This window comes from Amycolatopsis albidoflavus (assembly GCF_039525725.1).
GTDB classification, from domain to species: domain Bacteria; phylum Actinomycetota; class Actinomycetes; order Mycobacteriales; family Pseudonocardiaceae; genus Amycolatopsis; species Amycolatopsis albidoflava.
Genome location: NZ_BAAAHV010000012.1, coordinates 1 through 17,679 on the forward strand (window position 1 = coordinate 1; position 17,679 = coordinate 17,679).

The 17,679-nt window shown below is 68.8% G+C and carries 18 protein-coding genes; 13 read left to right on the plus strand and 5 right to left on the minus strand.

What is annotated here, in order from left to right; all coding sequences use genetic code 11:
* Positions 1–1,331: DEAD/DEAH box helicase family protein (locus tag ABD156_RS18435; protein WP_344274543.1), on the minus strand; the 1,331-nt coding region annotated here is incomplete at its 3' end.
* A 985-nt stretch (positions 1,332–2,316) separates the two neighbouring features.
* Positions 2,317–2,511: a hypothetical protein gene (locus ABD156_RS18440; RefSeq protein ID WP_344274547.1), complete on the minus strand. Its 195-nt coding sequence runs from the start codon at positions 2,509–2,511 to the stop codon at positions 2,317–2,319.
* Between the two features lie 574 nt (positions 2,512–3,085).
* On the opposite strand from ABD156_RS18440, the gene ABD156_RS18445 reads away from it, so the two are divergent.
* The 5 genes from ABD156_RS18445 (at position 3,086) to ABD156_RS18465 (ending at position 5,664) form a co-directional block, all read left to right on the plus strand.
* Complete coding sequence (locus ABD156_RS18445) at positions 3,086–3,283, plus strand: hypothetical protein (RefSeq protein WP_344274550.1); 198 nt, start codon at positions 3,086–3,088, stop codon at positions 3,281–3,283.
* Positions 3,284–3,516: 233 nt separating this feature from the next.
* Complete coding sequence (locus ABD156_RS18450) at positions 3,517–3,987, plus strand: VOC family protein (protein ID WP_344274553.1); 471 nt, start codon at positions 3,517–3,519, stop codon at positions 3,985–3,987.
* Positions 3,988–4,379: 392 nt separating this feature from the next.
* Positions 4,380–4,766 (plus strand): YunG family protein, encoded by a 387-nt coding sequence (locus ABD156_RS18455; RefSeq protein WP_344274556.1) that lies wholly within the window; start codon positions 4,380–4,382, stop codon positions 4,764–4,766.
* A gap of 138 nt (positions 4,767–4,904) precedes the next feature.
* Positions 4,905–5,126, plus strand: coding sequence for a hypothetical protein (locus ABD156_RS18460; protein WP_344274559.1), 222 nt, complete (start codon positions 4,905–4,907; stop codon positions 5,124–5,126).
* A 40-nt stretch (positions 5,127–5,166) separates the two neighbouring features.
* Entirely contained in the window at positions 5,167–5,664 is a 498-nt protein-coding gene (locus ABD156_RS18465; protein ID WP_344274561.1) for a tetratricopeptide repeat protein, read from the plus strand.
* Between the two features lie 1,122 nt (positions 5,665–6,786).
* On the opposite strand, the gene ABD156_RS18470 is transcribed toward ABD156_RS18465, so the two are convergent.
* Positions 6,787–7,089 (minus strand): hypothetical protein, encoded by a 303-nt coding sequence (locus ABD156_RS18470; protein ID WP_344274564.1) that lies wholly within the window; start codon positions 7,087–7,089, stop codon positions 6,787–6,789.
* A 465-nt stretch (positions 7,090–7,554) separates the two neighbouring features.
* Between ABD156_RS18470 and ABD156_RS18475 the strand changes: the two genes are divergently transcribed.
* Both ABD156_RS18475 and ABD156_RS18480 read left to right on the plus strand, forming a co-directional pair.
* Positions 7,555–8,223, plus strand: a complete 669-nt coding sequence (locus ABD156_RS18475) for an alpha/beta fold hydrolase (protein WP_344274567.1) — start codon at positions 7,555–7,557, stop codon at positions 8,221–8,223.
* Positions 8,224–8,271: 48 nt separating this feature from the next.
* Positions 8,272–8,775: a hypothetical protein gene (locus ABD156_RS18480; protein ID WP_344274570.1), complete on the plus strand. Its 504-nt coding sequence runs from the start codon at positions 8,272–8,274 to the stop codon at positions 8,773–8,775.
* A 7-nt stretch (positions 8,776–8,782) separates the two neighbouring features.
* On the opposite strand, the gene ABD156_RS18485 is transcribed toward ABD156_RS18480, so the two are convergent.
* A complete protein-coding gene (locus ABD156_RS18485) occupies positions 8,783–9,997 on the minus strand; it encodes an FAD-dependent oxidoreductase (RefSeq protein WP_344274573.1) in 1,215 nt (404 codons plus the stop codon).
* Between the two features lie 85 nt (positions 9,998–10,082).
* Between ABD156_RS18485 and ABD156_RS18490 the strand changes: the two genes are divergently transcribed.
* Positions 10,083–11,081 (plus strand): helix-turn-helix transcriptional regulator, encoded by a 999-nt coding sequence (locus tag ABD156_RS18490; RefSeq protein ID WP_344274576.1) that lies wholly within the window; start codon positions 10,083–10,085, stop codon positions 11,079–11,081.
* On the opposite strand, the gene ABD156_RS18495 is transcribed toward ABD156_RS18490, so the two are convergent.
* A complete protein-coding gene (locus ABD156_RS18495; protein WP_344274578.1) occupies positions 11,059–11,691 on the minus strand; it encodes a TetR/AcrR family transcriptional regulator in 633 nt (210 codons plus the stop codon). The two genes, ABD156_RS18490 and ABD156_RS18495, sit on opposite strands and share 23 nt — an antisense overlap.
* Positions 11,692–11,781: 90 nt before the next feature.
* Between ABD156_RS18495 and ABD156_RS18500 the strand changes: the two genes are divergently transcribed.
* From ABD156_RS18500 to ABD156_RS18520, 5 genes are read left to right on the plus strand one after another with little or no spacing between them, the layout of a single operon-like run.
* Entirely contained in the window at positions 11,782–13,326 is a 1,545-nt protein-coding gene (locus tag ABD156_RS18500; RefSeq protein WP_344274581.1) for an AMP-binding protein, read from the plus strand.
* Between the two features lie 11 nt (positions 13,327–13,337).
* Positions 13,338–14,528 carry an acyl-CoA dehydrogenase family protein gene (locus ABD156_RS18505; protein WP_344274583.1) on the plus strand — a complete coding sequence of 397 codons (1,191 nt, stop codon included), beginning with the start codon at positions 13,338–13,340 and terminating at the stop codon, positions 14,526–14,528.
* Entirely contained in the window at positions 14,525–15,847 is a 1,323-nt protein-coding gene (locus ABD156_RS18510; RefSeq protein WP_344274586.1) for an MFS transporter, read from the plus strand. The genes ABD156_RS18505 and ABD156_RS18510 overlap by 4 nt, the downstream gene beginning before the upstream one ends.
* The gene (locus ABD156_RS18515; RefSeq protein WP_344274589.1) at positions 15,844–17,004 is read left to right on the plus strand and encodes a serine hydrolase domain-containing protein; all 1,161 of its coding nucleotides are present in this window, start codon (positions 15,844–15,846) and stop codon (positions 17,002–17,004) included. The genes ABD156_RS18510 and ABD156_RS18515 overlap by 4 nt, the downstream gene beginning before the upstream one ends.
* Positions 17,005–17,046: 42 nt before the next feature.
* Positions 17,047–17,616 carry a TetR/AcrR family transcriptional regulator gene (locus tag ABD156_RS18520; RefSeq protein ID WP_344277596.1) on the plus strand — a complete coding sequence of 190 codons (570 nt, stop codon included), beginning with the start codon at positions 17,047–17,049 and terminating at the stop codon, positions 17,614–17,616.
* The last annotated feature ends 63 nt before the right edge of the window (positions 17,617–17,679 follow it).

Below are 17,679 nucleotides of genomic sequence, written 5' to 3' on the forward strand. Positions count from 1 at the left end.
TCGGCCTTGCGCAGGGTCTGCAGCATGGTGGACCAGCCGGAGGTTTCGACGAGGTCGGGGATCGCGCCGTCGTCGGGCAGCAGGAGCGGGACGAGGACCAGCGAGGAGCCGCGGCCGTCGGGGTGGGGCCGCAGAGCGCGCCCGACGGCTTGCAGGACTCCGGCGCTGCTTTTGGTGCGTACGGTGAGCACGACCCCGTCGATCGCCGGGACGTCGACGCCTTCGGCGAGGCAGCGGGCGTTCGCGAGCACCGTCCAGCCCGCGTCCGGCGGGTCGCGCAGATCGGCCAGGGCTGCGCGGCGCTGCCCGCCCGGCATCACGCCCGAGACGTGGGAGGCGGTCAGCCGCCCCGGCGGGCGGTTCTCAGGCGGCAGCGCGGCGACCGCCTGGGGCAGGGTCTGCGCGAAGGACGCGGCGTCGGCGACGCGCCCGGTGAACACCAGCACCCGGCGCAGGCCCCACGTGGTCGCCGCCTTGGCGAGGGCGGCCTGCACGACCGCGCGGTGCAGGCCGGCTCCTTCGTGCCCGGTCGCCCGTCCGCCGTGCCTGCCGTTGCGGAGCAAGGACGTCGCCTCGGAGCGGGGAACGCCGATGACCGCGACCCGGTAGTCGTCCACCCAGCCTTCGGCGATCGCCCGCGACGCGGGATAGTCGTAGGCGACCGGACCGTACACGGCCGGGTCGGCCATCGACACCGACTCGAGTTCGCCGCCGGGACGCGCGACGACGACTTTCGGCGTCGCGGTCGCGTACAGCCGGAACCTGCTCGGGAACCTGGCCTCGTCGTGGACGACGGCGATCGCCTTGTCTGCGCGGCCCGCCGTCCAATGGGCCTCGTCCACGACCGTCACGTCCGCGCTCACACCCGATCGGAGCAGCGCGCACGCCACCCGATCGGCGGAGAAATGCGTCGCCAGCACCAGTTTCAACCCGCGCGACGGGCGTGCCAGCCACCGCGCAGCCACCTCGGGGTCGCGGCTGACCGGGCACGGAAGATCGTCCGGATGCGTCCAGCTTTCGCCGATGTCGGGATCGCCGCACACCGCGGTCGCCTCGTGGTCCACTCCCGCCGACGCCCAGACGGCCAGTGTCTGGGACAGAAGATCCAGGGTCGGCACCAACACCACGACGACCCCGTCCGGCGGCGCGATCCGCACCGCGGAGCACAGAGCCACGAGTGTCTTGCCGGTGGCGCAGAACATCAGCAACCGCGCACGGCCGGACGCCGCCGCGAGCGCCGTCACGCTCGCGACAGCGTCGGCCTGGTAGTCCCGCAACACAACGGGACAGTCGGCGCCGCCGCGCACCTCCGCGGGGAACGAAATGGACACGGCGGGCGAGCGTACCGGCGGCAGCCTGCTCCACTCCGCAGCGCGATCCGATGTCTAGGCGCCTGAGGACAGGGGAGCCCCGGAGGTGCCGACCAGCGCAGATCGATGTTCCGGACGACGTCGTCTAGGCGTCGGTTCACGTCAACCGATCGTGTGATGGCTGTTCGCGCACCCGCGCACGATTCGACAGAGTTCGCCGCCACGCGGGTGCGTTCGCTCCCGACGAACAACCACGGTCGCATCGGACCAGCAAAATCGTCTCCGCGCTGACGCGGTGCCGGCCCGAGCGAGGCTGGGGTCGCCGGGAGAACCGGCGGGCATGGCCCTCTGCGGATTCGAGCCGGCTTCGCTGTTTCCGGAGGACGCGGTTGCCCGGCGAGCGACACGGAACGCGGAGAAGGAGATGAGCATGGCTGCCGCCGTGCACTGCTGCGTGGCGCGTGCAGCAGTGCAGTCCTCCGCTGCCTGGTGTCGGTGCCGCACCCCGTCCTCGCTGTGGCAAGGATTCGTCTGCGATGCACACCGACATCAGGTCCGTGCGCGGAGTTCCCTTGTCTGGCTGGCACCGTCGCGCTCGGTCCGCGGTACAGCCAGCCCGCGGCAGGGCCGATAGTTGTTGCGGAACGGTCCCGGGCGCGCCGCCCGCCACTGCGGCGCCGCGCATGTCGACGTCCACTGTGCGGAGACTCTCGACGATTTCGGGCGCATCATTGCGGAGCAGGGAAACCGGACGACGTCCGCAACGCGTGGCAGGACGCTCTGTTCGTGTTCGACGGCATCGACCCCGCGCCATCCGCGCGGATCGATTCCCTCGATCGGGAAACGACCTGATTGGGCACGGCGGCGATCAGCTGATCAGGTTGGCGCTGTCGATCGGTGGGCGATGGAGCGACGTGGGCACGCGGTCGCGCGGTCGTGGTGCGGGGGCTCGGGGAGGTTTGGGCTTCGGTGGCCGCGTGTTCAAGCCGGTCGAAGGAGCGACTGGTCAGCGAGGTGGCCGGTAGGCCGGCACGTCGGGGAAGACACCAATCGTGCAGCCGGTTGCAGCCAGGTCAGTGGGGGAGAAGCAACTGCGGCAGACCCGGACGCCGATGGTGATCTCGGTCGTAGGAACGGTGTCGTTGGCGGAGCCGCTGACCGCGGAGACGAGCTGGCGTGCCTGGTCGTCGGGAAGCCCCATCGCGCCGAGTCAGGCGAGTGCCCATTCCGCCTCCGCCGGGCCGAATGCCAGGCCGGTGTCCGTGCCGTGCAAGCACAAAAGGCACGACTGGCTGTAGCTGCCGTCGATTCCGGTCGGAGGGAGGGGAGTCTGCACTGATCCGTTCAAGGGTCGGGTCTCCTTACAAGGCTGGGCCGGGTGCAAGCGCTGAGCCCGGCAGGACTCGATTCCGCTCTCGACGGTGCTCGCGTTGAGCGTCGTCCGGTCGACGCTCGCGCAAGAAAGCGCGACCACGAGCGGCTTCTCTACGTGCATGGCGAGTTGGCAGTAGTCGTGAGCGGCCAGGACGGTTTCGCCAGCATGCGATGCACTGCAAGCGCGAACCCGCCGCGAAGTCTGGCCGGGCACTCTGAGCCCGATGCCGGCTGTCTCGACCAGCGCGTGACGGCGGCATCCCTTTGCGGTGCCGGTCGTAGCGTATTTGCCAGTGCCGCAGCGGGTTTCGGCTGCGTAGCCGACCGGACCGGCGGGTGGCTGCTGCGCGGGAGGAATCAGGGAGAATCGGAGCTGTTCGCCGCTGATCTTTGCCTCAAGCATGCGGTGGCGACAGACCTGTCGGATCGTCGCGGCCAAGACCTTTGCCGCCGGCCATCGTGGCGATCGCGTCGGGCTTGAAAAGACTCATGTACTCGTCTACGAGGTGATGCTCGTAGACGTGCTGGAAGTCGGCGGTCAGCTGCGTGATCGCCTCGATGTCGGCTTCACGGGACTGAGCGTTGTTCCAGTTTGCTAGAGGTCAATGGATCACCGTCCGCATCGGCGGCGAAGTCGGCTCGGCTGACCCGGCCCGAACGCCAACCCATTCACCAGATTCGTCACCGGTATCGCGTCCCGATTCTCGCAGGATATCAGCACACAAGGGAGTTGCTTCCCTTGTGTGCGTCACGACCATCCTTGACTTTAAGCGCGGTTGAAGTTCTAACTTCGCGGTCGTCACTACATCGACTTCGTCGAAGGGATGGTCAGATGGCCGCGCGAGCAACGCCCGACCGCTACCGAAACGCGGCGATTGCGCATGTCATGGTTGACGGAGCTGCTGCGGCGATCCAGTTCTACGCCCAGGCGTTCGGTGCTGAGGAACTGTTCCGCATTGCTCGCCCGGATGGGCGCATCATGCACGCCGAGATCATCATTGAGGGCTCGGTCGTCATGGTGGGCGACGCGGAGGGCTTGTTCAAGGCTCCGGGCCAGCTGGGCGGCTCGACGGTGGGCCTGCACATTTTCGTCGAGAACGTGGATGCGCTGGGTGCGCGAGCCGCCGACGCCGGGGCGGAGTTGCTTCAGCCGCCGACCGACATGTTCTACGGGGCCAGGACGGTCATGCTGCGGGACCCGTTCGGGCATGTCTGGGTCCTCCTGCACCAGCAAGAGGATGTGCCGCCAGCGGAGATCGCCCGGCGGGGTGCCGAGTCGCTCGGGTCCGCGGCTGCCGGGTAACGCCGGTCGGCGCGCCGGGCCCAGCCTCATGGCCCTTGGCGATCAACCCAGATTTACACGGCCGGTCATCGGCAGGACGGGCCGTCAGGTGCCGGTGGCCGTGTAGGCGGCCAGCACGTAGTTCGGGTGCCGGTCGAGGTTGGTGCGGGCACGGTCGTAGCGCATGGTGGTGACGAGGGCATGCCTTGTGTCCGACGTCGTGTGCCGCTGGTTCGATGTGGCGATTCGCGTGCCAGTCCGGCGACTGGCGTCTCTGTGACCGAGGTGCTGTGCCGTGATGCGATTCTCGGTTCCGGAGCCGGCAGACGTCGCGTTCGCTGAGTATTGATGTCTTCGGTCGCGGACGGCCGCGTGCGACGGGATTGTCGGTGGTTGCTGGCACCATCTCGGCCATGTCCGCATTGAGCTTTACTGACGTTGAGCGCGCTGTGCGCGCGAGCTGGAGTGCAGAGACCTGTGATCTGCCCGACGTGGATGAGTGGCGTCCGGACAATCCCGCCCGGGGCCAGTGCGGGGTGACGGCCCTCGTCGTCCAGGATCTCTTCGGGGGTGACCTGGTGCTTGCCGAGGTCCATGTCGATGGCCGCAAGGTCGAATGCCACTATTGGAACCGGTTCGGCCTTGGACTCGACCTGGACCTGACTCGTGAGCAGTTTCGTCCGGAGCAGGTCATCGTCGGTGGCGAGGTGGTCGTGCGGCCCCCGGATGCGCCCCGACGTTGCCGTGAACAGTACGAACTCCTGCGGGATCGAGTGATGACTCGGCTGTCTTTGCAGTGATCCCGAGTCCCGTTGGCTGGTGGCCGTGGCCGTGGCCGTGGCCGACGATCCTCAACGTGATTCCGCTGCGGGCTGGTTCCGCAGCGGAATCACGATGACTGGAGTGTTCAGTGCTCTGCGTAGCCTGATGATCTCCTCATGCTGGGCGGCGAGCCCGCGAGAGCCTTGGTCTGGAAGTCGGTGAGTTCGCCGATCGTGGTGGTGGCCTTGGTGATTCGTTCCTTCAGGCCGGATGATTCGGCCGCGGACGCGCGCGTCGTGGAGCGACTGGACCTGGAGCGAGATGCCGACGAGAACCGCGACTCCTGGTTACGCTGGAACAGATCCGTCGCACTGCTGGATCTTGGCGACGACCGGTGAACTCGGCGATGGGTGACAACGAAAACGGCGGGAGTCCACTTTGCTCGATCTCGTAGCACTGGCGATCAAGGACGGCTGGACGTCCGCTCGGCGCGATGACTACCCGGTGACGCTCGAGTACTTCCAGGCTCTCCGTTCCGAACACCCGGAGGACCCGCGGACCCAGTACGCGCTCGCTTGCGCGCTGGACTACTCCGGCTTGGAGGCCGGTGCGGCGGAGGAGTACGAGCGGTGTGACTGGTCAGCGCTGCCGGATGACGATCGTCGCGGCGGGAGGGTGCAGTATGCCAGCACGCTGCGGAACCTGGGCCGGCACGACGAGGCGCTCGCCGTGCTTCGGGTCGTGCGGCAGGAACACCGCCTGGATGGCGCCGCTGCCGTGTTCACGGCGCTGACTCTGGTCGATCTGGGGAACGCGGCCGCTGGTGTCGCGGAGTTGGCGAACCATCTCCTGGATGTGTCCGACGACCAGAGGCTGCTGCGCTATGAGTGGGCGCTTCGCCGGTACATCGGGGCGATCGGGACATCGCCTTCCTGACAGTCGCCGGACCGCGATTCCGATCTGGGCCAAACTTCGCGTCGGCGTAGGTCCTGTCCGGAACGGATCCCGATCGGCCGGGAAATGCGGGTTCGCCGGGTTGTCGCCCAGCCGGCGCCCCAGGCCTCGTTGTTCCGGACAGTCTGGTCGGAAGGGCGGAAGCAGTCGATCATCTGGGCGTCGATGATCGCGGCGGTGGGCATCGGGTCACGGCCGGCCTCGACCCGGGTCCGGTCGTACAGGGCGTCGTGGATTCAGGGAGCCGGTTGAGGGTGATGGTTGGCTGGCCACTGCCACTGGCTTGAGAAGCGACGACCTAACTATGCGCGAGCTGCGGCATGACAGGACGTTCCGGGGAAGGTCCCTTCAGCCGGGCGGCGAGTGGTAGGTGCGTGAGGCTTGCCGATGTCGCAATCGGCAGCCGGCATGTTCCCGGGAGGCGAGGCGCTGCGCGAGATCGGCGCGCGGCGTCGGAGCCGTCGGTGCCGACGTCGCCGATGTAGACCAGATCGCCGGTGGCCCGGTCGTGCTCGCCGAGCAGCAGCCCGCCGAGCGTGCCGGCCAGGCGGCCTTGGCCAGGTGTTGGTAGGCAACGTGGCGAATGGCACGCGATCCGGGCGGTGCCGCGAGGTGGGGCCGCACACGACGGGCTCCGCAGTTGGCGAACTTCGGGCAAGCCTAGTCGATGCCGTGGCACCGATGATTCCGCCGAGATTCGCGAGGTGCGGCTGCGGCCAGAGCGACGTCGCCAGTGGTGGCAGGAGCCGGTGAAGATGAGACGTTGCCGTCTTCGCTGGCTTGCCCGTCTCTCCGCCGTTCGGTGGAGCAACGGAAGCCGCCATTCGAACTAGGGGCGATTTACTGTCGATTTTTAGCGCAAACTGAGGTCGATCGAGGGCGAATCAGGGCGTAAACTTTTGGAAACCTTCCAGCTGGATCGACTGACATCGACTCGAATGTGCAAAAAGCTGTTAACCGGAGGGTTCTTGGTTCGAGTCGATGGCCTGGCCTTTTTCTACCCGTAAGCAGGGTCGATTTAGCGTCGATTTTGACGGGTCGTCCAGCGATCGGGTACCGCTCCACTGGCACTGGAACGTGGTGGCCCGCCGACTGGGCTGACGATCAGGGAGGTATCCCCGTTGGGATGTCGTTGCGGGTCAGGCATCGGTCCCAGTCGCGGACATCGACCCACGCTTCCTCCGAGGCGGTGATCTGGATGTACCAGAAGCGCCGGTTGCGGCTGGGCGGGTTCCGCCAGTCCATGATCTCCATGACGATCCGGTCGGCGTCGAACCAATGGGCGTCGCCGCGGACCGCCTCGATGATCGCTTCGTCGCTGCGGCTGTGGAACTGCCGGAGAACCTGCTTGGCGAACTCGACCGGGATGATCGGGAGTGGCTTGGCCGGGATGCGGGGTGGGTTCATGCGGGCCATCGGGTGGTGCTCGGTCAGGGGCCAGTTGAACCGGGCTCTCGGCACCTGGTAGTTGTGGTTCGTATTGCCAGTACTGGTGGTCGCGAGGCGTGAGAGGCCTGGCGCTGGGGGTATATCCCCGGAAAACTCGACTTAGCGGGCTGTTGCCTCCGCTGATGGCTGCCTTGCGAGACAGCGGCCGGACGGATGCGGCGACTTTCGAGCTCGTCCAGTGCGCTGACCTGTAAGAACTTCGAGATCAACTGAGGTTCCTCGGTCTGAAGTTGGCATTGAGTGCGGTGCGCCAGTGGCGGTGGATGGTCCGTGAAGGGCTCTCGAAGTCATGGGGTTGGTTCAACGCCGGCTGGTCCTCACGGAACTCTGGACCGGGTCCTGGTTTTTGTCTACGCTTGGAGAATGACTTCCGCGTTTCCGGTCACTCGCACGCTCTCCAGTCGTCCTGTCACAGGACCCCCGGTGGTGCTGATTCATGGGTTCGCGTCGTCGGCGACGTCCGATTGGCCTGCGGAGTACTGGGCCGATCCGCTGGCGGCCGCGGGACGGGAGACGATCGTGGTGCATCTGCCGGGGCATCCTGGCGGGCCCAAGGTCGGCGCGGCCGCGGAGGCCACCGCGGCTCGGGTGGTCGACGCGCTGGCGGAATGTGCTGGCGCGGAGGACGTCGACGTCGTCGGGTACTCGCTCGGGGCGCGGCTCGCGTGGGATCTTGCTTCGCATCCCAAGGTTTCCGTGCGGCGGTTGGTGCTCGGCGGTTTGAGTCCGCAGGAGCCGTTCGCGACCGTGGATCTCGGGGCTGCCCGAGCGGCTGTCCAAGGTGGACCGTCGCCGGATGATCCGTTGACCGGGGCGATCACGGCCATGGCGGCGGCGGGGGACTCGGCGTCGTTGCTGAATCTCGTCGAGGGGTTGGCCAGCGAGCCGTTCGACCCGGGGGCGGGGGTTCCGCGGGTGCCGACGTTGTTCCTCGCTGGGCGGCAGGACTTCATGGCGCACGGGATCGAGCAGCTGGTGGCGCGGGTGCCGGGCGCGCGGTTGCGGCAGGTCGTGGGGGACCACCGGGGGGCGTTGGTGGGGGTCGAGCTGCGGGAAGCGGTGTTCGACTTTCTCGGGGCCGAGACCGTCTGAGGAGTGTCGAAATGGCCTCGGCGGCGCAGTCGTGCCAGCCTGGGGGTCATGACGACACCGGCGCAGCTCCGCAGAACCGCCCTGTCCTACCCGGAGACGGCCGAGCTCGACGTTGACGGCACGGTCGCGTTCACGGTGCAGGGCAAGGAGTTCGCTGCCTTGCGACCGGACCGGCAGGTCGTGCTCCGGATGACTGCGTCCGATGTGGACGAGATGCGCGGGGAACACCCGACCGCGCGCCGGGTCGCGCGGGCTGGGGTGCGGTTGCCGATCGGGGACATCAACGGGCAGCAGCTCAATCACTGGGTGCGCCGGGCGTGGCTGGCCCGCGCGCCGAAGCGGTTGGCGGCTCCGGTGGCCGCCGCGGGGACGGCGGTGGCGGGGGAGGTCGGAGACTTGCCCAAGGCGATCGGGAGTCCGGCCACCCGGGCGTTGCACGGTGCGGGGATCACGACCTTGGCGCAGACCGCCGAGTGGACCGACGCCGAGCTGCTGGCGTTGCACGGCGTCGGTCCGAAGGCGGTGCGTCTCCTCCGTGAGGCGCAGGGCTGATAGGCCCTCAGCGGCGCAGTCGGGCGGCTGTGGCCAGGATCGGCGTTAGCACGGCGGTGGCTGCGGCGCCGAGCGGGGTGTCGGTGGCGAGGATCCATTTGACCGTCTTCAACGCCAGAGTCAGGACCTCGCTGCCGCGTTCGCGCATTTCGGCTTCGAACCGTGCGACGGCGGTGGTGCTGTCGGTTTCGGACAGGTGCTTGACCAGGCTGGCGGCGTCGCGAATCGCTGCGCCTGCGCCCATTCCGGCGGTGGGCGGCGTGGCGTGGACGGCGTCGCCGAGGGCGGTGATCCGGCCGGTGGGCCAGGGAGCTAGGTCGGCCGCACGGGTGGAGGCGGCGTTGAAGCGGAAGGCGGCGACGCTGTCCGGGGCGGCTTTGGCGATGACCCCCAGAGTGCGCTCGGCCCAGCGGCGGTTGCGGAACGTCTCCAGGATCGCGGTCTGGAGTTCGCCGCCTCGCAGAGCGCGCAAAGCGTCGGTTGCGGCAGATTCGGGGAGCATCGCGCCCCAGATGTAGGTGGGGCCGGTGGTGACGGACATCCGCAACTCGGGCGCGTCGAGGGCGGCATTGCCGACAGGGTCTAGGAAACCGATATACAGCGCGGCACCGTGCGGAGCGATCGCGATGCCGGAGCGCGAGCGCAAGCGTTCCTGTTCCGGCAGGCTGAGGTCCCGGCGGAGGGTGCGGCCGGAGAAGCCGATGACGCCTGCGGGACGGTTGGTCGGGCCGCCTGCCAGGTGGCGGGCGACTACCGAGTGGGCGCCGTCCGCGCCGACCACCAGGTCCGCCGAGACCGGTGCGCCGTCGGAGAAGAGGACTCGGGGGCCGTCCGAGCTGACACCGGACACGGTCCGCCCCAGGTGCAGGTCGTCTCCGACGGCTTCGGCCAGCAGGGTGCGCAAGGTGATCCGGTCGACGTCCACGCTGCCGCTGCCGCGCAGATCCGGGCCGTGTCCGAGGAGCCGGCCGCGGCGGTCCCAGAACGCGTCGCGTTCGCGGAGCCGCAGTGCCGAAGCCGAGGCCAGCAATCGTCGCATGATCTTCGGTTCCACCAGTTCGGCCAGCGCCGACTGTGCCCGGTCGTCCAAGGTGATGTGGTAACCGCCGGTCGCTGTCACGTCGGTGTCGCGGTCGAACACCGTCACCTCGAATCCCCGGCTGCGCAATCCCGCGCCCAACGCGAGACCGCCGATTCCGCCGCCGACTACCACTACCCGCATGCCTGACTGTCCTTCCGCTCTTTCTGGAACGGAACCGACCTTGCCCGGGGTAGTGGACATCGAGTGGCCAGTACATGATAAGGCGATGGCGAATACTTCCCACCGGGCGCTCCGGCTGCTGTCGCTGCTGGGGTCAGGACGGGTGTGGCCGCTGCGCGAACTTGCCAAGCGGCTCGAAGCCAGCGAACGCACTGTCCGCCGCGACATCGAGACCCTGCGCGGGCTCGACTACTCGATCGCCACCGTGCACGGTCCGGACGGCGGCTATCGGCTCGGTGCCGGAAACACGTTGCCGCCGTTGCTGTTTGACCACGATCAGGCTCTGGCGGTCGCGGTGGCGTTGCAGACCGCGCCCAGCACGATGTTCGGTCTCGGCGACGACGCTTCGCGCGCCCTGGCGACGCTGCATCAGGTCATGCCTCCCGCGCTGCGGGCGTCGATGGAATCCCTGCGCCTGACCCGGCTGCGGAACTACTGGGAATTCCCCGGACCGCCGATCGATCCGGCGGCGCTCACCGCTGTCGGAACCGCGGTGCGGCACCGGCAGGTGCTCGTCGCCGAGATCCTGCGTCCGGACGGCACCCGCGCCGAACCCGGCGACGCCGACTTCGAGGCCGCGCACCGGATCGAGCCGCATCACCTGGTTGTCTGGGCTGCCCGGTGGTATCTGGCCGCTTACGACCGCACGGACCGGAAATGGCGAGTGCGGCGGGTCGACCGGCTGAAGGTTCGCCCGACCACACAGCGGTTCCCGGCCCGCGCGCTGCCTGTCGACGATCTCGCGCGGTTCGTGATGAGCACCCACGATCGCGGAGACACCCCCGCGGAGTGGGAGTGCACCGGATCCGCCCGGCTCAACCTGCCAGCGGCCGTCGTGGCGCGCTGGGCTCCGGGCGGCTCGGTGGCGGAAGACCTCGACGCCGACCACTGCCGGCTCACGCTCGGGGCCTGGTCCTGGGCCGGGATCGCGGGCATCCTCGCCACTTTCGATGCCGAAATGACCGACGTCCGTCCACCTGAACTCGTTGCCGCGTGCCAAGAACTCGCCCGGCGATGGGCCGCTATGGGGACTCCGGCCCGGTAGGAGCGGGATCCGGCGGATCGCCCTCGAAGCCGTTGGCCCAATAACGCCCGCGCAGCGACAGGTTCTGCAGCATCCCGGTCGCCTCTTCCGCCGACATCGGCGCGGGGTCCGTTTCGAGCCACCACCGCAGCACGGCGAGTTGTTCGCCGACCCACGCCCTCGCCAGCACGCCCAGGTCGATGCGCGGGGTGACCTCGTGGTGGTCGGCCCGGGACGTGAACACCGCGCGCACCGCGTCCGTCCGCGCGTCGGTGAACTGCCGCAGTGCCCGGCCGTCGCCTTCGCCGCGCAAGATGAGCAGGTAGAGGTCGCGGTTCTCGCGGGCGTGCCGGAACAGTTCCAGCGCCGGTTTGCCGGTGAAGCCCACCTCGGACGCCGGGACCAGCGGGCGCAGCCGTTCGTCCAGGTCCTCCTGGAGTTCGGTGACGACGTGCCGCAGCAGCGCGTCCTTGTCCGGGTAGTGGCTGTAGAACGTCGCGCGGCCCAGGTCGGCCCGTTCGGTGATGTCCTCCACCGTCACGTTGGCGTATCCGCGTTCGAGCACCAGCGACACCAGCGCGTCGCGGAGCAGGCCTCGGGTGCGGCGGGTCCGTCGGTCAGTCGTGGGCATGGGCGCGAGTGTAGCGAACTGTTGACACCGCGACCGTTAATAGACACAGTGTTCAGCATTGGTCAGACTGACGGAAACAAGGGAGTCGCCGTGAACCTGGGCAGCTATGTCACCCGTGCCAGCACGTTCTGGCCCGATCAACAGGCGCTGGTGTGCGGCGAGCGGCGGTGGAACTACCGCGAACTGGAAGAGCGGACGAACCGGCTGGCGTCCGCGCTGCTCGCGTCCGGCCTCGAGCCCGGGCAGGCGGTGGCCACCTTCTCCGGCAACAGCGCGGAGCTCGTGGAGACCGAGATCGCTTGCTACAAGGGCGGTTTCCTGCGCGTGCCGATCAGCGCGCGGCTGTCCGCGGGCGAGGTTGAGCACATCCTGGCGGACGCGGACGTGCGGGTGCTGCTGGTCGATGCCGAGCACGCGGATGCGGCACAGAAGGCGGCTGTCGGGACCGCGTGTTCGCTGATCGATTACGACGGTCGCACGCCCGACGCCCGGTCCTATGCCGACGTGCTGGCCGCGGGGTCGCCCGAGCCGGTCGCGGTCGAGGTGGGCGCGGAAGATCCGTCGGTCCTGCACTTCACGTCGGGATCCACGGGGAAGCTCAAGGCGGCGGTGCAGACGACCGGAAACCGGCTGGCGAACATGCGCAAGCGGCTGATGAGTCCGGAAGGCGCGCCGTCCGCCGAGGAGCGGTACCTCGCGGCGGGCCCGATCACGCACGCGACCGGAATGGGTTTGCTGGCAGCGTTTTCGCGGGGCGCGACCGCGGTGGTGCTGCCGCGGTTCGGTGCGGTGGAGTTTCTGGAGGCGGTCGAGAAAGAACGGATCACCTCGACGTTCCTGGTGCCGGTGATGCTGAACATGGTGCTGTCCCATCCCGCCGTCCACACCGCGGCCGTGTCCTCGCTGCGCTGCCTGCGGGTGGGCGGCGCGCCGGTGTCGCCACAGCGGTTGCGCGACGCGGTGGCGGCGTTCGGGCCGGTGGTGATGCAGGGCTACGGCCAAGGCGAGACCACGAGCGGCGTCACGGTGTTGACCTGCGCCGACGTCGTGCGGGGGATCGAGGAAGACCCGGAACTGCTGTCCTCGGCCGGGCGGCCGTTGTTCGACTCCGAGGTCCGGGTGGTCGACGACGAAGGACAGCCAGTGCCTGCCGGGGAACTCGGCGAGGTGGTGGTGCGCGGTCCGGACTGCGTGACGGAGTACTGGCACGAGCCGGGTCTGTCCGCGGAGACCTTCCGGGACGGCTGGGTGTACACCGGCGACATCGGCTACCTGCGTGCCGACGGCTATCTGTTCATTGTGGACCGCAAGAAGGACATGATCATCTCCGGCGGCTACAACATTTTCTGCACCGAAGTGGAGTCCGTTCTCTACGAGCATCCCGCCGTTTCCGAGGCGTGCGTGGTGGGCGTGCCCGACGAGCAGTGGGGCGAAGCGGTGAAGGCGGTCGTCGTCCGCCGATCTGCGGTCACTGCCGAGGAACTGATCGAGTTCTGCGCGGAACGGTTGGCACGCATCAAAAAGCCCCGTTCGGTGGATTTCGCCGACGAACTCCCGGTGAACCGCAACGGCAAGATCGACCGGCGCGCGGTGCGGGACCGGTATTGGGCGGGCGAAGCCCGGAAAGTCCACTGAGGAGGCCCGGCATGTCCTTCACCCTTGCCCCGGCATACGACGACAACCCGCGGCTGGCGGACCTGGTCGGCCGATTGCGCGAATACCTGGCGGGCGAACTCGCCGATTACGAAGCCGCTCTCGGGCTGACCCCGGAGACCCCGCTGACCCGGGCCATGATCGAACCGGTGTGGAAACGCTGCCGGGAGCTGGGTTTCTACGGCGTCCACCTGCCCAGCGAGTACGGCGGCCTCGACCTGAGCTACACCGAATTGGCTGCGCTCAAGGAGGAGGTCGGCGCGTCCGGCCGGATCCTGTACCACTGTGTGCTCGGCGACCTGGGCGGCCCGCTGCGCGCCGGCGCGATCTTCACGACGGCCACCGAAGACCAGCGCGAGCGGTACCTGTTGCCGGTGGTTCGCGGCGAGCGCGCGTGCTGCTTCTCGCTCACCGAAACCAATGCCGGGTCGGATGTGCGGGCCATGCACACCACGGCGACCCCGGACGGCGACGGCTGGCGGATCACCGGTCACAAGGTGTTCTCCTCGGCGGGCCCGATCGCGGACTTCTCCGTGCTGGTCGCCCGGATGGCGGGGGAGGAGGAGAGCTATTCGGCGTTCCTGGTCGATCTGGACTCGCCGGGCTGCACGGTCGCCGACGGCGAGGTTCCGATGTCCGGCCAGCACATCGAGTCCGACATCATCCTCGACGACTGCTATGTCGGCCCGCGGCAGCTGCTCGGCCGGGTCGGCGACGGGCTGCGCATCGGGCTCGGCCGGGTCACCACCAACCGGCTGCTGCACTGTCCGACGGTGCTCGGCCACGCCCGCCGCGCATTGGAGCTCACCATCGAATTCGCGCGCACCCGTCAGGTGTTCGGCGGCCCGCTGGCGGCGCTGCAGTCCATCCAGCACAAGATCGCCGACATGGCCACCTCGTACTACGCGGCCCGCGCCATGACGTACGACGCACTGTCCGAATTGGACTCCGGCAGCAAACCGAGCACGGAGGCGTTCATGTGCAAGCTGTTCGTCGCGGAGAACGCCTTCCGCATCGCCGACGGGGCGGTGCAGATCCACGGCAAGGCCGGGCTTGTCCGCGGGGCCGAGGTCGAGTGGCTGTTCCGTCGCTTGCGGATGTTCCGGGTGCTCACCGGGTCGTCGGAAATCCAGAAGAACGGAATCGCCAAAGCTCTGCTCCTGCCGTCCGGGACCCAGCGATGAAGCCCGCCGGCACCCGGCCGCGATCGGCCGCGCTCACGGACGGCGTTGCCAGGAGCAGCTGGCTGCGCCGCTGGTCGGTGGTGGCGATGCTGCTGCTGTTCATGTTGATCAACTACGGCGACAAGGCCGTCCTCGGACTGGCCGCGCGCCCGATCATGCACGAGTTCGGGCTGAGCCCGTCTCAGTACGGCCTGCTGTCCAGCGCGTTCTTCTTCCTGTTCAGCGTGTGCGCGCTGGCCGTCGGCTTCGCGTCGAGCCGGATCTCGACGCGGTGGATCCTGCTGGCGCTCGCGCTGGTCTGGGCGGTGACGCAGGTGTCCGTGGTCGCCGCGAGCGGCGTCGGATTGCTCCTGATCAGCCGGATCGTGCTCGGCGCCGCCGAAGGGCCCGCGCAGCCGATGGCCTTGCACGCCGCCTACAGCTGGTTTCCCAACGCCAGGCGCAACATCCCGAGCGCGCTGATCGTCGGCGGCGGCGCGCTGGGCGGGGCGATCGCGACCCCGCTGCTCACCGTGGTGATCGTGCACTTCGGCTGGCGGGCCGCGTTCCTGGCCATGTTCCTGGTGGGCTGTGTCTGGTGCCTGCTGTGGCTGGTGATCGGCCGCGACGGCCCGGTCGACCTCGCCCCGGCCGGTGCGGTGCCGGTCCCGGCCAGCCGCGTTCCGTACCGGCGGATCCTGCTGTCGGGAACGTGGCTCGGCGGATTCATGGGCGCGTTCGGCGCGTACTGGACGTCCACGCTGATGGTGGCCTGGCTGCCGTCCTACCTCGAAATGGCGCTCGGCTACAGCGCCGGCGAGGCCGCCGCGATCACGACGATTCCGTGGGTGGCCGGGCTGATCCTGACCTTCGCGCACGGCGCGATCACCCAGTGGCTGCTGCATCTCGGCGTGCCCAGCCGGATCGCCCGCGGCATCCTCGGCGGCTGCGTGCTGATCTTGGCGGGCTTGGCGATGGTGCTGCTGCCGACGGTCACGCAACCCGCGCTGCGGATCGTCCTGATCGCCGTGGCGTTCAGCTTCCACGGCGTCACTTTCGCCAACGGGCAGACGGTCAACAGCGAGATCAGCCCGCCCGCGCAGCGCGGGGCGGTGCTGTCGGTCAGCGTCGCGCTGGTCACCGTCGCCGGGTTGGTCGCGCCGTATCTCACCGGTCGGTTGGTCGAGGCTGCCGACGGACCGGCGGCCGGTTTCGCCACCGCGTTCGCCATTCCCGGTGTCCTGATGATCGCGGGCGGGCTGGCCGCGCTGTTCTTCGTCCGCCCGGAGCGCGACGCCCGGCGCATCGCCGCACTCGCTGTAGCCAAGGAGAAACCGTGACCACTCCGTACACACTGGACAATGCTTATTGGAGCCGCGGCTACGTCGACCCGGCCTTCGTCCGGCTCGGCATGACGCGCGCCAGGGAAACCGGCCCGACCCGGCGCGTGTGGCGCGGCTCTGGCCCGCGCTGGGACCTGCCCGAGGACTCCCACGACCTCGACGACCTGCTTGTCGGCGCACCGGAGGTCACCCTGGCCGAGTTCCTGGCCAGCGCGGAAACCGACGCGATCCTGGTGGCGCACCGGGGAAAGATCGTGTACGAGCGGTACTTCCACGGCATGCGGCCGCACGACGTCCATCTGTCCGCGTCGGTCGCGAAGTCGTGGACCGGGCTGCTCGCCGCGATGCTCCTGGACGAAGGCGTGCTCGACGCGGATCAACCGCTGGCCCACTACGCACCCGAACTCGCTGGCACCGCATTCGGCGACGTCACGATCCAGCACCTGCTGCACATGGGCACGGTGATGGACTACGGCGGACGGCCGTTCTGCAAACCCCTTGAGGCACAACGGTATTTCGCCGCCGTCGGCATCGTGACCCGGCCCGCTGGCTACACCGGCCCGACCAGCGTCAAAGAACACCTCGCCACCGCGCGGGCCGTCGCACCGCCGGGAACCGAATTCCGCTACGACAACGGAAACACCGAGGCCGTCGCGGAAGCCCTCCGCCGCGTCACCGGAGTCAGCCTTGCCGATCTGTGGAGCGAACGGGTCTGGTCCCGGCTCGGCGCGGACGAGGACGGGGCTTACTGCCTGGATCCGACCGGCACGGAGATCGCCTGCGGCCGCTACAGCGCAACCCTTCGCGACCTTGCCAGGACCGGGGAGATGCTCCGTCGCGGCGGGGCGGTCGGCGATCGGCAGATCGTGCCGGAACGCGTCGTCGCCGACCTGGCCAACGTGCCGCCGGGGCCTGCCCAGCGCGCCTTGCCGACCGGTGCTGCGCGGCCGATCGGCTACCACAATTTCTGGTGGGTCCCCGGCGACGGCCACGGCACGTTCGGCGCGCGGGGCATCCACGGCCAGCGCCTGCAGGTCAGCCCGGGGCGGGACCTGGTGATCGCGCACTACGGATCGCACCTGATGTCGCCGTCGGTCCCGGTGCCGCCGCTGGAGGCGGTGTTCGCCCAGATCAGCGACCACCTGGCCGGGTAACGCGGCTCTGCTAGCGTTGCCGTTGTGGTGCAGAAGATCCAGGTGTCCGAAGCGCGGTCGAGGCTGCTCGCGACGGCCACCCGGATCTTCTACGCCGAAGGCCTCCACTCGGTCGGGATCGACCGGATCGTCGCGGAGGCCAAGGTCACCCGGGCCACGCTGTACCGGCATTTCCCGGGCAAAGAAGACCTCGTCGTCGCGTATCTCCAGGGCGTCTCCGAGATGGAGCGCGACGGAATCGGCAAAATCCTCTCCGGCAACCCGCCCGCGGCCGACGCCCTGCGCGCCATCGCCGGATTCATCGCGGAGGGCATCCAGTCCGCGCACTTCCGTGGCTGCGCCTTCCTGAACGCGGCGGCGGAGTACCCGGACCCCGAACACCCCGTGCACCAAGCTGTCCTCGCGCACCGGGACTGGTTCCTGCGCACGATCACGGACCTCCTCGCACAGATCGGCGACACTCCGCCGGAGCCCGCGGGACGGCATTTCGTGCTGCTGCGCGACGGCGCGATGGCGTCCGGCTGCCTGACTGACGCGGCTGCGGTCGGCGAGACGTTCCTTCAGGGCGTCGACGGCATCCTGCGGTTCCGCCTCGGCTCCGCGGTGACGTAAGACTGGCGACGTAAGACTTCGGAAAGACCCTGCAGCCTTGACGCTGCCAGGGGTGTCCCGACA